Source organism: Halovenus anhuiensis, from assembly GCF_037080055.1.
Classification (GTDB): domain Archaea; phylum Halobacteriota; class Halobacteria; order Halobacteriales; family Haloarculaceae; genus Halovenus.
The window spans coordinates 316,518-329,017 of sequence record NZ_JBAOJI010000001.1 but is presented as its reverse complement, the minus strand read 5'-3'; the positions used below and the strand labels follow the sequence as shown (position 1 = coordinate 329,017).

Genomic DNA, 12,500 nt, shown 5'->3' with positions numbered 1-12,500 from the left:
GGGTTCGGCCGGCGGTGAATTTGCAGCGCGACGGTCGAACGACTCCATTCTACAAGTCGAGACCGTCAGACGTGTCGAGTACGTCTCCGTTCTCGATTGTCTCTTCGAGTGCCTCTTCGATTAGATCGAGTCTGTCGAGCATCTCCTCGCGCTGGGACTGGGCGACGGAGGCGGGGTCCGGCAGGCTGTCCGTTTCCTTGATCTCGGCTTTTCGATCGGCATCGAAAAAGTCCGCTGCTCCGAGTTCTGCGACCCGAGGTCGGTAGTCGGAGAGTTCGGCCTGTCGACTTTCAAGGTACTCCGTTTCCCGAGAGGTGACTGTATCGAGCGGGTCGATCCCGTCCGGCTCGTAGACCTCGACAAGCTGATTGAACTTTTTGATGTGTTTGTTGCTCCGACTCGGCATATGCACCTGTCATCGTGCCGAACTCGTTTCAAAGTTGTGTCACCCCCCAACCTGACCGAACGATTCTTGTCGTCCGCTCGATCGAATATCAGTACGATGGCTTCCGAGAGCGGATACCGGCCGCGACTTCGCCGTCAGGGAAAACGACTGACAGTCTGGCTGGTTGCAGCGTTGCTCGTCGCAGCGACCGTCGCACTCGTATTTCTGTCGACGCCGTATCAGGCTCAGCCGGAGAGCATCGACGCCGTCGAAGCGGACGACGGTGTTACGCTGACAGAAACGGACCAGGGGTACGTCATCGAACCCGCAGCAGGGTCTTCGGATGTTGGCGTCGTCTTCTATCCCGGTGCTCGCGTCAGCCCGGGCGCATACGTCGGATCACTCGCAGATCTCACTCGGCAGGCAAACGCGACAATCGTCGTCCCACGACTGCCACTCAATCTCGCTGTCGTCGATTACGGGATCGGTCAGACCCCAGTCGGAAGCCACGCCGCAGACCGGGCCATGTCGCGGCATCCCGCTGTCGAGGAGTGGTACGTCGGCGGCCACTCACTCGGCGGGGCGATGGCGTGTCGATACGCTCACTCGAATCGGGAGGTGACGGGGCTGTTGCTCTACGCGTCGTACTGCGACGTGGATATCAGTGAGCGCTCGCTTGCTGTCGTCTCGGTCGCTGGTGAAGCAGATACTGTGATCGACCGGGACGCTTACGAGCGCGGCCTGAGGAACCTGCCGGAGACAGCGACCACAGCAGAATTGCCCGGGGTGAACCACAGCCAGTTCGGCACCTACCGGGGACAGGACGAACCCTCGGGTACCAGTTACGAGACGGCACACCGCCGACTGAACGAGGTTGTCGTCCCGTGGCTGCAAAACCAGACGGCTGATCGATCGCGGGTGACCAGCCCCTCCGGATAACCGGTTCCAAAGGGTATCTTCTTTATCGCGTCAGTCGAATCATCTGTCACGATGGGACTGCTCAGTTCGGTTCGGCAGTTGCTCGGGATCAGTGCCGAACAGGCGGCGACTCGCGAGGCCGATCCGGAGGATCTCTTCGAGATGAGCACCGCTACGCTGACGATGGAGGCAAATCTGGGGTTCGTCCCGACAGGTGAGGCAGCGCTCTGTTTCGGCAACGTCGATTCGACTGACTTTCAGGACGCTGTCGACGCAGTCCAGGAAATTCTGACTGTCGGCGAGTCCGGCACTGTGGCCGATTTCCGCGAAGACGAGTACGGCTACCGTTGGATCGTTCTGGAAGCGAGCGAATTCGAGGACCTCGTGACCGGCATTCACTTTGGATCGGATACGCTGATCGAACACCGATACGGCTCGCGGTTGCAAGCCGCTGTCTTTGCGTTCGAGGCAACTGACCGGGCCAGCGCCGAGACGGGCGCGCTCGCGTACTGGATCTACTCGTTTCGCCGCGGCAATTTCTATCCGTTCGTTCCCGACGGTGAGCAGTCCCGCGATCAGTCGACAGAGATGAAACTGCAAACCGTCCTCGACGGCGAACTGACGATCGAAGACGACAGGGAGTACTGGTATCCGCTCTGGCCCGACAATCCCGGTAGTCACCCGTGGGACTGAGTTCTCTCCGAACACAGGCAGGACAACGGCGGTGACATCACCGAATTATCAGTGCTGATTATCGGAGACTACGTTTATGTGTGGGTCCAGAATACAGTACTCCAATGACACGGGTTGACAGTCTACGAAATGGATTTCGCCGTGTGTACGACCGGATACGGGGACGGTATGCGTTCAAGATCGGGATTGCGATTCTGGTCGTCACAGTGCTGCTCGTGGGGGTTGGGTATTTTACGTTCACGACGGTGCAGGCCAACATTGAGGCCGATGCAGAGGATCGACTCGCAGACTCGGCCGAACGTGAAGCGGCGGGTATCGAAGGATTCATCGAACAGCGAGGAGGAGATGCCTTCCGACTTTCGTCGGTCGAGGGGATTTCGAGTTGGGACCAACAGCGTCGCCAGCAGGAATTGAGCGGCGAACTCGAACGCCTGCCAGATACCGTCAAGGCGATCCATTACGTCGACCTCCAAAACAACGAGATCGAGACGAGTACCGACAAGCAGTGGGGCGGCAAAGAATTCGAGCGCGGGGAGTACCCGTGGGCTGTCGATCCAGGGACGATCACGCCGAGCGATACGCTCCCCTTCCAGCCGTACGAGGTCGACGGTGAGAAGGAACTTGGGTTCACCTCGCTCGTCAACGAACAGCAGTCACACGCGATTGTCGTCGTTGTCGATCTCTCTGACCGGAGCGAGTTGCTCGAATCGCCAATCGAAGGCGGCAGCATTCAGGTTGTCACTCACGAAGATGGATCGGTGGTGCTGTCACAGAATCTCGACGAAATCGGCAACGAACATTTCCTCGCCAGTGAACTCGAGTTTCTCACGATCTCGAACACCGAGACGCGTATCGACGAGGTCTCGACCGAGACGGACCAGGTGAACGGGTCTGAGATGCTCGTTGCCTCTGCCCCGGTCGAGAACGCTCGCTGGTCAGTCGTCGCTGCGGGGCCCCGAAGTAGCATCTTCTCGACTGCACAGGATGTCTCTCAGAATCTGTTGATTTTGATCGGTATCGCCGTCCTGGGACTTGTCGCGGTGGGTGCTGCGATCATCCGTGACATCAACAACTCGCTCGGTCAGATGACGACCTACGCGAAAGAGATCGAGGACGGCAACCTGGATGTCGAGATCGAACAGAACAGAATCGACGAGTTTGGCGGGTTGGCCAGTGCCTTCGGGAGAATTCGTGATACACTCAACGAGCAACTGGCTGAAGTCGAGGAGCAAGCCACGGAGGCCGAACGCGCCCGCGAGGAAGCCGAACAGGCACAACTCGACGCCCAGCAGGCAAAAGAACAAGCCGAAGCCCTCAGCGACCACCTCGAAACGAAAGCCCAACAGTATCGTACAGACATTCAGGCGGCCGCAGACGGTGATCTCACCCGGCGGTTGGATACCGAAAGCGAGAGCGAAGCGATGACTGAAATCGGGACCTCGATCAACGAGATGCTCGCTGATATCGAAGCGCTCGTCGTCCAGATTCAGTCACTCGCCACCGAAGTCGACGAGCAAAGCTCCGAAGTCACCAACTCGACGGGCGAGATTCGCCGCTCCAGCACCGAAGTCGCCGACAGCGTCGAGGAGATTTCCGCCGGGGCCGACACCCAAAGTGAGAAGCTCAATCGGGCCGCTGCGGAGATGAACGATCTCTCGGCGACGGTCGAGGAGATTGCCTCCTCCTCCCGAGAGGTCGCAGAGCGATCGATGGAAGCCGCTCAGGAGGGGCAACAGAGCATGGAGACCGCAAACGAGACGATCGACAAGATGGCAGACATCGAGTCGAAGGCGGTCGACACCGCGACCGAGATGGAATCACTGCAGGAGGAGGTCCAGCGGATCGGCGAGATCGTCGAGTTGATCGACGAGATCGCAGAGCAAACGAACATGCTCGCACTGAATGCCTCCATCGAGGCTGCCCGCGCCGGCGAGGCCGGCGAAGGATTCGCTGTCGTCGCTGACGAGATCAAAGCTCTCGCCGAGGAGACTGCCGCCGCGACACAGGAAGTCGAGGAAGTCGTCATGACTGTCGAAGGCTCGACGGAATCTGTCGCCGAAGATATGTTCGACATGCGTGACGAGGTCCAAGACGGCCGGCAAGCGGTCGACGATACCGTCGAGACGCTCGAATCGATCGCCGAAAAGATCGACGCAGCTAACTCCGGCATCCAGTCGATCAACGACGCGACCGACGAACAGGCCAAATCGACACAGAACGTCGTCGAGATGGTCGAGGAGGCGAGCGAGGTCAGCGACCGAACGGCCGAGGAATCACAGAACGTCTCCGCCGCGGCCGAAGAACAGACCAGCGCGATTCAGGAGATTTCAGGCAGTGCGAACTCGCTTTCGGAGCGGGCCGAACGGCTAGGCGATATTGCTGGTCAGTTCGAGACCAGCGAGGACACCGACGCCGTCGAAACCGCAGCAGACGACTGATTGGTCGGGCGTATTCACTTCTCAGCTCAACTTGCTTCAAAAAAGGCGACCGCGAATTCTCTCGGGAACTTATCCGCCGAACTCTTCGGTCAGCGCAGGAACAACCTCGAAGAGGTCGTCCACGATACCAGTACCACCTTTTTGCCGCTCGGGTGCCCGCGTTCGTTTCGCTCACTTAGCCACCGCTCGCGGCAAAAACGTGGGCGAAAAAGCTGGACGCTCACGTTGTTCGCGTCCGGGACTAACTCTATCCGCCGAACTCTTCGGTCAGCGCAGGAACAACCTCGAAGAGGTCGTCCACGATACCGTAATCTGCGATGTCGTAGATCGGCGCGCTCGGGTCGTTGTTGACTGCGATGATCGTGTCAGCACCTTTCATCCCAGCAACGTGCTGGACAGCACCGGAGATGCCGATGGCGATGTAGATATCCGGCGTGACCTTCTTCCCGGACTGGCCGACCTGTCGCTCTTGGCCGAGCCAGCCGTTATCGACGATCGGTCGGGAGGCAGAAACCGTCGCGCCGAGAGCGTCGGCGAGGTCGTGGATGAGCGGGAGGTTGTCCTCCTCCTCGATTCCACGGCCGATGGAGACGAGCACGTCTGCTTCGGTGATATCCACGTCACCGGAACCGACTTCCTCGAAGCCGTTGACGGTCGAGTTGAGTTCACTCTCGTCGATATCGGCGTCGAATGCCTCGACGGCGGCGTCACCGGTCCCTTCGGCGGCGGGCCACTCGCCGGGTCGGACCGTTACGAAGGCGCTTTCGGAGTCGACCTCGACAGTAGCTTCGGTCTTACCGGAGTACAGTTCGCGGACGACCGAGAGGCCGTCGCTCGTGTCGAAGGCGACTGCGTCAGTGACCAGCGGGATGTCAAGTCGCTCCGCAACGGCCGGGACGAAATCGAGACCGTTGACGGTGTTTCCTGCGACGACGTACTGGGCGTCGATTTCCTCGGCGAGCTGTTCGACAGCCTGCGTGTAGACGCCGTGGTTGAACTCCTCACCGTGGTCGACGGTGTGGACGGCGTCGACGCCCTCGCGGTTGAGATCGTCAGCGTACTCGTCGACATCGCCGCTGATGACGACCGCGTGAACGTCGCCACCGGTGGAGTCTGCGAGTTCCTGACCGGCGGTAAGCAGTTCGTAACTCACGTCACGGAGTTCACCACGACGGTGCTCCGAGACGACGAGTACGTCACTCATGCTCCCACCCCCTGTTCGCGGAGGTATTCAGCGAGTTGCCCGGCAGCCTCCTCGGCACTGCCCTCGAACAATTCGGTGTCGCTTTCGCTTTCGGGCTCGACCAGTTCGGTCAGTTCGATGGCGGACTCGCCAACCTCGACGCCGAGGTCGTCCGGACTCATCACGTCGAGCGGCTTGCTCTGGGCCTGTCGGATTCCGCGCAGGCTCGCGTAGCGTGGCTCGTTGATACCCGTCTGGATCGTCAGCACGGCCGGAAGCTCGACATCGGTGAGTTCCTCGACACCGCCTTCGAGCTCTCGGTGGATGCTCGCGACGCCGCTGTCGCGGTCCAGGTCGAGTTGGTTGACGACTGCTGCCCACTCGTAGCCGATGTTCTCGGCGAGCGCGACGCCCGTCGCGCCGATGGCGACATCGCCGGACTGGACGCCCGACAGGACGAGGTCGGGGTCTTCTTCCTCGACGACGCCGGCGAGCAGTTCGGCCTTCTGGGAGGGATCGAGGACCGTCTCGCCCTCGAAAGAGTCGTCCCAGACGCGGATGGCGCGGTCGGCTCCTTTGGCCAACGCCGTTCGGATGGTCTCCTCGACGCGCTCGGCGCCGAAGGTTACTGTGACGACCTCGATGTCGTCGTGTTCTTCGCTGAGCTGGACGGCTTCCTCGATGGCGTAGTCGTCCCACTCGTTGAGGTCGTAGGTGAGGTACTGATCGGCGATCGATGTCCCGCTGATCTCGAACTCGTCGTCCGCGTCAGCGACCTCTGTCACTGTTACGAGGATCTTCATACACTGTGCATATTTTCGCACATGAGGTAAACATTTTCGATACGGCTGGAAACCGACAAGCAGTTTGTTTTTACCATGGTAATTAACTCCCGGTTAGGTCCTTACACGGGACAGAATAGTTTCGGTACTCGTGGCAGTTGCTAACCTCTCACCGATGGTACTGATCCCATTCCTGCTACGGAGCCGTCGTTGTCTGTGACCGCCGCTCCGGTATGTGAAAATTCTCTCACGTACGCGCAACTTACTCTCCGGAGTCGGTGATATCCTCGTCCGGAAACGAGATGAGATTCTCTCGACCGATCCGGAGTTTGTCGATTCGGCCTTCCTCTTCCATCGCAGACAGAAGCTGTGAAACCTTCGCATTCGACCAGTCGGTCTCCTTGACGATATCTGCCTGTTTCATCCGCCCGCCGTTCGAGGAGAGCAACCGCTCGACGCGTTCCTCGTCGCTCAGCAGTTCCGTATCTATCTCGTCGTCGTCACTGCCGTCATCGACATCGTCGCCCGTCGGTCCGTCGCGGGTGTCGGTCTTGTCTGCAACAGCGTCTTTCTCGGCGGCCCCACCCGTGGTACCCGTCGAGAGCGCGTCGGTCACGTTGAGGTCGGTTGGAAGTTCCAGTCGAACCTGCTTCGTACGGCTCAGAAACACCGCGACGGCGATGCCAATCGCGATGATCGGAACGAACAGCCACGGAAAGACACCAGACCGATCAGTTAGCTCGGTTCCATTGCTGTCGTTGTTTGGTCCGTTTCCTGTTCCGAGAAACGTTGCCTGCAGGGATGTCTCGTCGAACGTCTCGGGTCCTTGCCACAGAAGTTGCCCGTTACGGGCTGGGACGGTGGAATCGAGAACCGCGTACCCCGGTGGAGCAGTAACCTCTAGCGTCTGTGAGTCACTAAGTCCTGGAAACCAGAGATCACCGTTTTGCATGATGAGTACGCCACGGTCGATCAGCAGTTGGTTGTCACGCTCTACCAGGAAGTTCTTCCACGTGAACTCGACAGTGTATCTGCCGACGCCATTTTCGATTTCGCTCTGTGTCGCAGTCTCTCGACGGAAATCTGTCAGTTCCATCTCACGGTCGGTTTGGGCGTTCACGTCCGCCATCCCAGTCTCGAAGGCGCTGTAGCCAAGTGGCGGTAACTGGCCGTCTTCGAAGTCTGCAGCAGTCGACTGATAGGATTCGACATCAGACTCCGAGTCGAGTGATACCGTCGTGGTAATATTCCACCGTGCATCCCCATTCGTCTGCAGCTCGGCTGCGAAGCTCACTTCCGGATTGCCACCGAGCCCATTGGGGTCGTCCTGGTCGACAATCCGGTCTGGAGACAGGTTATTCCCCGTGACCGGGACCGATGCCACGGCGACAAGACCAGCAAACAGGAGGGCGGCAGCGACGACACGCGACGGCGGAGACATACCCGGGTTGTCGTCCCCTGTCCGGAAAACCCTTTCTATGAAACGTCACATCGCTGTATAAACGATCTCGGCGCCGTTCGTGGTGTTTGAGCGCTGGTATCGACTGGTTCGATCAGCCTTCAGAGAGTCCCGAAAGCCACTGGGTTTTTATGCACTTGCGGAGAACTGTACCGTGAGATGAATTGGGCCCTCCGCTGTGGAACTTTTCTGGTGGTCGTCTGTCTTTTGTTCAGCGCTGTCGTGCCTGCTGGCGGCGAGTTGGCACGACAGGAGACCACCAATAGTCAGGCGACGATTACGGCTACTGCGAACGGAACGAACTACCTCTCGCCGATTACTCCCGATACTGAGGGATACGAACAGATCAGCGCCGACGTGTCGAGTGCTGCGAGTATCAGCGCCCAGACGATTCAGAGTGAACACGACAGCCGGAGTTGGGCCGAGCAGTTGGCAACTGCCAACAAGTCGACCCGGCAGTTCATCGCGGACGCCCAGCTAGACAACGTCGAGACCCGATTCGAGCTGATCGCCCAGCGCCAACACGAACTGTTCGAGGCCTACACTGCTGGGGAAATCTCTGATCGTGTTCTCCTCCGCAATCTCGCAACCCTCCAGATAATCGCACAGGCACAGGTCGAGAACTACAACAGGGCGGTCAGCAACACCGATATCGAGATCGAACGCCTCGCCCAACTCGAAACCCTCGCAGACGGGCTGACACCGGAACAGCCAGTCGTCGACCTCGTTGCGGAGACGATGTCGAGCAGCGACGATGGACAGATCGTCTACCTGCAAGCAACCGACGAGGGATTGGCGATTGCGACGGTCACTGACGAGCAGTTCACCCGACAGGCGACGGTCCTCAGTGAGCGTGACTTCGGTGGTCAGGATCAGTTCAAACTCGCACAGAACATCACTATCGGTGACGACGACTGGGCGACTCCGCAGGGGTACAGTGAGGCACAGACTCGCCTCGCAGAACTGTATCCGTGGGCGTACGACATCAGACAGATACAGCCGGGGGCGGTGAATCCACTCAGCCGGATCTACAGTTTCAATTTACCGAATCCACAGGGGAAGCTTACCACATACTTCGACGGGGCGACCCGCAACGTCTTCCACGAGAATCAGGCAGGATCCGTCGACTCCTATTCGATCGAGGGAATCGTCTCCAACAGGACTGATTCGTTGCGGATCAGCCTCGGATTGACTCACGAGTCCGGACCGCTCAGAGTGACCGTCGAGGACGACGGACAGCCGATCTCGGATGCGGACGTTCGAGTAAACGGCCAACTGGTCGGCACGACTGACGGTGAGGGCCAACTGTGGACGGTACAGCCACTCACCGAATTCGAGGTGACCGTGACGACTCCAGACGAGCAAACGGCGTCAGTCTCGTTCCCGTAGGTTGAAATACGACCGGGGGGCCACGCCCGCTATGGAACGGGCGACGAGTTCAGTCGTCGGTATCATCTTGCTCGTTGCGATCACCGTGATCGGTGCTGCTACCGTGGGACTCGCGGTCGAATCTACACCGAGAACGTCCCCGGAATTAGCGTCGTTCGAACTCGCGGCCGACGCGGAGAGTAACTCGCTCACTCTTACTCATCGGGGTGGTGACCCTATCGATCTCACCGAGACGGCGGTACACGTCGAAATCGACGGCCAGTCTCTGGAGACCGATCCGCCGATTCCCTTCTTTGCCGCAACTGGTTTCGAGAGCGGTCCCTCGGGGCCGTTCAACGCAGCTAGCCCGAACATGTGGCGCCCGGGCGAGACTGGTCGAGTCCAGATTGCCAGCACGAACGACCCCCAGCTGATGCCGGGTTCGACGGTCACCGTCCGGATCGTCACTGACGGAACGGAACTCGCAGAATTGACAGCCACCGCCTGAGAACGAAGGCAAGTGTACCGCTGGCCGACGGCTGCTCAGAAGTCGTAGAGATCGCCGTATTTCTCCCCAGCGTAGTCGAGGAAATACTCTGCAGTGAGGGATTCACCGGTCGCCCGCTCGATCAGTTCGGGCGTGGTGTACCGACAGCCGTGCTGGTGAATTTCTTCGGTGAGCCAGTCGGCAATCGGCTCGAACTCGCCGGCTTCGATCTTCGCGTCCAGGTCGTCGAACTCCTCGCGGACCGTCGCGTCCAGTTGTGCGGCGAGCAGCGAACCCAGCGAGTACGTCGGGAAGTACCCGAAGTTTCCGTAGGTCCAGTGGATATCCTGTAGACAGCCCTCGCTGTCGTGTTCCGGGCGCACGCCGAGATACTCCTCCATCTTCTCGTTCCAGACCTGCGGGACCTCGCTCACGTCGAGGTCGCCGCGGATCAGATCGCGTTCGATCTCGAACCGGAGAACGATGTGCATGTGGTAGGTGAGTTCGTCCGCCTCGACCCGGATGAGGTTGTCTTCGTAAACCTCGTTGGAGGCTTCGTACAGTTCCTGGGGGCTGGCATCGACGCCGAGATGGTCCTCAACGGTCGAGCCGAACAGCCGCCAGAACGGAAGCGTCCGTCCCACGTGATTCTCCCAGAAGCGAGACTGTGATTCGTGGACGGTCATATCCCGGCTCTCTCCCAGCGGGGTGCCGTACTGCTCGTCAGGCAGACCCAGGGTGTATCTGGCGTGGCCGAACTCGTGGATCGTCGAGCCCAGTGCGTCCAGCGGATCATCAGGCGAAAATCGCGTCGTGACGCGAGCGTCGAACTGCGTGCCCGTCGAGAACGGGTGCGGCGCAGTGTCCAGACGACCGCGATCCCAGTTGTAGCCAATCTCGTCGAGTGCCTCCCGGACGAGTGCTTCCTGATCGGCCTCGTCGTACTCGCCGTCGAACGGATCGGCGAGTTCGACATCGCTCTCGCTGACCTGTTCGATCAGGTCCGGCAGCGTGGACTTGAGTTCCCCGAGAATCTTCTCGATCGTTTCGATGTCGAGGTACGGTTCGTAATCCTCGACGAGTACCTCGTAAGGGTCACGGTCAGGGTCGATTTCGGCGGCGTACTCCCGCCGGAGTTCGACGAGGTGTTCGAGCGGTTCCTCGAACTTCGAGAAGTCGGATTCGGCTTTTGCTTCTTCCCAGACCGGGAGCGCGTTCGAGCTAGCTTCCGAGAGTTCTTCGACGAGTTCTTCCGGAACTTCGCGTGCGCGTCGGTGTTTCCGTTTGACCTCCCGGACGACAGCCTGCTGGTCGTCGTCGACGGAGCCGTCCAGTGCCTCCAGATGGGCCGCCAGATCGTCGTCCGTCAGTAATTCGTGTTCGAGTGTCGAGAGTGTGGAGGACTGCTTCGAGCGAGCCGGTGTGCCGTCGTCGGGCATCATCACCTGTTGGTCCCAGCTCAACACGCCCGCGGCGTCGCCGACGTAGTTGTACTTCCGTACGTGATCGAGAAACTCCTCGTATCGGTCCGAATCGGTCGTCTCCTTGCTGGCCATACCCCGAATTTGGCCCGATGGCCCATCAACGCATCGCCGACAGACTCGGCTCCTTGTCGGTCAGACGATCAAACGGGGCGCAAACTGCTCGGCAGCCCGGCGATAGATCGTATAACAGCGGTCGAGAACATCGAGAGAGACGCTCTCCTCGGCGGTGTGGGCTTCGCCGGGTTCGGCCGGCCCGCAGACGACACAGGTCGTTCCAGCCCCGGCGAGCCAGCCAGCATCGGTCGCGTGCGGTTTGCTGATCTGCTCCGGGGTCCCGTCCTGTGCCGAACTCGCGACATCTGTGAGGAGGTCGGCAAATTGCGGCTCGTCACAGGCCATCGGCGGGAGATCCTGCTCGATGTCGACGGAGATTCCCGGCCGCTGGGCCACCGAGGAAAGGTCGGCCCGTTCGCCGGGGACTGTCCGCTCGTCGACGGTGATCGTACACGAATCGGGGATGACGTTCCACGCGGATCCGCCCTCGATTTCCGTCACAGCGAGTGATCCCGACAATCTCCGGCCCAGTACGTCTGTCTCGGGAACAGCGAGGTCACGGATCGCCTCGACAGCCTCGCTCGCACGGTAGATCGCGTTCTTCCCCGCTTCCGGTTCGCTCGCGTGAGCGCGGACGCCCTCGGCCTGTACTGTACTCGCTCGCCGGCCTTTGTGAGCGATTGCAACGTCCGTAACGCCCGCTGCAGAGTAGCCCGTCGATCCCTCACCGACGATGGCGTACGCCGGCGCAAATCCGTCGTCGATCGCCCCCCGTGCGCCACGGCCGCCGGTCTCCTCGCCGACGAACGAGGCGAAGATCAACTCTCCGTCGGGGAGTGTCGCATCCCGGAAGGCACACATCGCCGCTGCGACGGCCCCCTTCATGTCGGCAGTGCCGCGGCCGAACAGTCGGTCGTCCCGACGGTCGATCCGGTAATCACCGCTTTCGTCGACCTGTTCGTCGGCGGGCGGGACGACATCGTGATGACCGACGAGCGCGAGTTGTGGCCCCGCACCGCGTCGGGCGATGACGTTGCCGTGTCGATCACGGTTCACCTCGCCGTCAGTCCGGTCGCGGAGCCAGCGTTCGATGTAGTCGCCGGCTTCGGTTTCGTCGTCGTGGCTCGCGATCCCAGCGAGATCGCGGGTGAGTTCGGTCGGCCCCATGGAGTCGAACACTCACGAGAGCCGCTAAAGCCCTCCGGTCTTCGAGACTGGTGAGAGCGCGTGTGTATTCGGGAGTCTCAGC

General features: G+C 60.3%; 11 protein-coding genes. 5 read left to right on the top strand and 6 right to left on the bottom strand.

Going from position 1 to position 12,500, the window contains the following annotated elements; all coding sequences use genetic code 11:
• Positions 1 to 49: 49 nt before the first annotated feature.
• Positions 50 to 406 (bottom strand): hypothetical protein, encoded by a 357-nt coding sequence (locus tag V8P86_RS01685; protein ID WP_336325503.1) that lies wholly within the window; start codon positions 404 to 406, stop codon positions 50 to 52.
• Positions 407 to 502: 96 nt separating this feature from the next.
• On the opposite strand from V8P86_RS01685, the gene V8P86_RS01680 reads away from it, so the two are divergent.
• The 3 genes from V8P86_RS01680 (at position 503) to V8P86_RS01670 (ending at position 4,434) form a co-directional block, all read left to right on the top strand.
• The gene (locus V8P86_RS01680; protein WP_336325502.1) at positions 503 to 1,324 is read left to right on the top strand and encodes an alpha/beta hydrolase; all 822 of its coding nucleotides are present in this window, start codon (positions 503 to 505) and stop codon (positions 1,322 to 1,324) included.
• A gap of 51 nt (positions 1,325 to 1,375) precedes the next feature.
• Complete coding sequence (gene pspAB, locus V8P86_RS01675; protein ID WP_336325501.1) at positions 1,376 to 1,996, top strand: PspA-associated protein PspAB; 621 nt, start codon at positions 1,376 to 1,378, stop codon at positions 1,994 to 1,996.
• Between the two features lie 104 nt (positions 1,997 to 2,100).
• Positions 2,101 to 4,434 carry a methyl-accepting chemotaxis protein gene (locus V8P86_RS01670; protein ID WP_336325500.1) on the top strand — a complete coding sequence of 778 codons (2,334 nt, stop codon included), beginning with the start codon at positions 2,101 to 2,103 and terminating at the stop codon, positions 4,432 to 4,434.
• Between the two features lie 247 nt (positions 4,435 to 4,681).
• Here V8P86_RS01670 and V8P86_RS01665 read toward each other — a convergent pair whose 3' ends face one another.
• The 3 genes from V8P86_RS01665 to V8P86_RS01655 form a co-directional block, all read right to left on the bottom strand.
• Entirely contained in the window at positions 4,682 to 5,638 is a 957-nt protein-coding gene (locus V8P86_RS01665) for an electron transfer flavoprotein subunit alpha/FixB family protein (protein ID WP_336325499.1), read from the bottom strand.
• Entirely contained in the window at positions 5,635 to 6,420 is a 786-nt protein-coding gene (locus V8P86_RS01660; protein WP_336325498.1) for an electron transfer flavoprotein subunit beta/FixA family protein, read from the bottom strand. Before V8P86_RS01660 ends, V8P86_RS01665 begins: the two co-directional genes overlap by 4 nt.
• A gap of 241 nt (positions 6,421 to 6,661) precedes the next feature.
• Positions 6,662 to 7,840 (bottom strand): helix-turn-helix transcriptional regulator, encoded by a 1,179-nt coding sequence (locus V8P86_RS01655; protein WP_336325497.1) that lies wholly within the window; start codon positions 7,838 to 7,840, stop codon positions 6,662 to 6,664.
• 177 nt (positions 7,841 to 8,017) lie between these two features.
• On the opposite strand from V8P86_RS01655, the gene V8P86_RS01650 reads away from it, so the two are divergent.
• Positions 8,018 to 9,247: a DUF7094 domain-containing protein gene (locus V8P86_RS01650; protein WP_336325496.1), complete on the top strand. Its 1,230-nt coding sequence runs from the start codon at positions 8,018 to 8,020 to the stop codon at positions 9,245 to 9,247.
• A 31-nt stretch (positions 9,248 to 9,278) separates the two neighbouring features.
• The gene (locus tag V8P86_RS01645) at positions 9,279 to 9,734 is read left to right on the top strand and encodes an archaellin/type IV pilin N-terminal domain-containing protein (RefSeq protein WP_336325495.1); all 456 of its coding nucleotides are present in this window, start codon (positions 9,279 to 9,281) and stop codon (positions 9,732 to 9,734) included.
• Positions 9,735 to 9,769: 35 nt separating this feature from the next.
• Here the strand turns inward: V8P86_RS01645 and V8P86_RS01640 are convergent, their stop codons facing one another.
• Entirely contained in the window at positions 9,770 to 11,269 is a 1,500-nt protein-coding gene (locus tag V8P86_RS01640; RefSeq protein ID WP_336325494.1) for a carboxypeptidase M32, read from the bottom strand.
• A 60-nt stretch (positions 11,270 to 11,329) separates the two neighbouring features.
• Positions 11,330 to 12,418, bottom strand: coding sequence for a M20 family metallopeptidase (locus V8P86_RS01635; protein ID WP_336325493.1), 1,089 nt, complete (start codon positions 12,416 to 12,418; stop codon positions 11,330 to 11,332).
• Between the last annotated feature and the right edge of the window lie 82 nt (positions 12,419 to 12,500).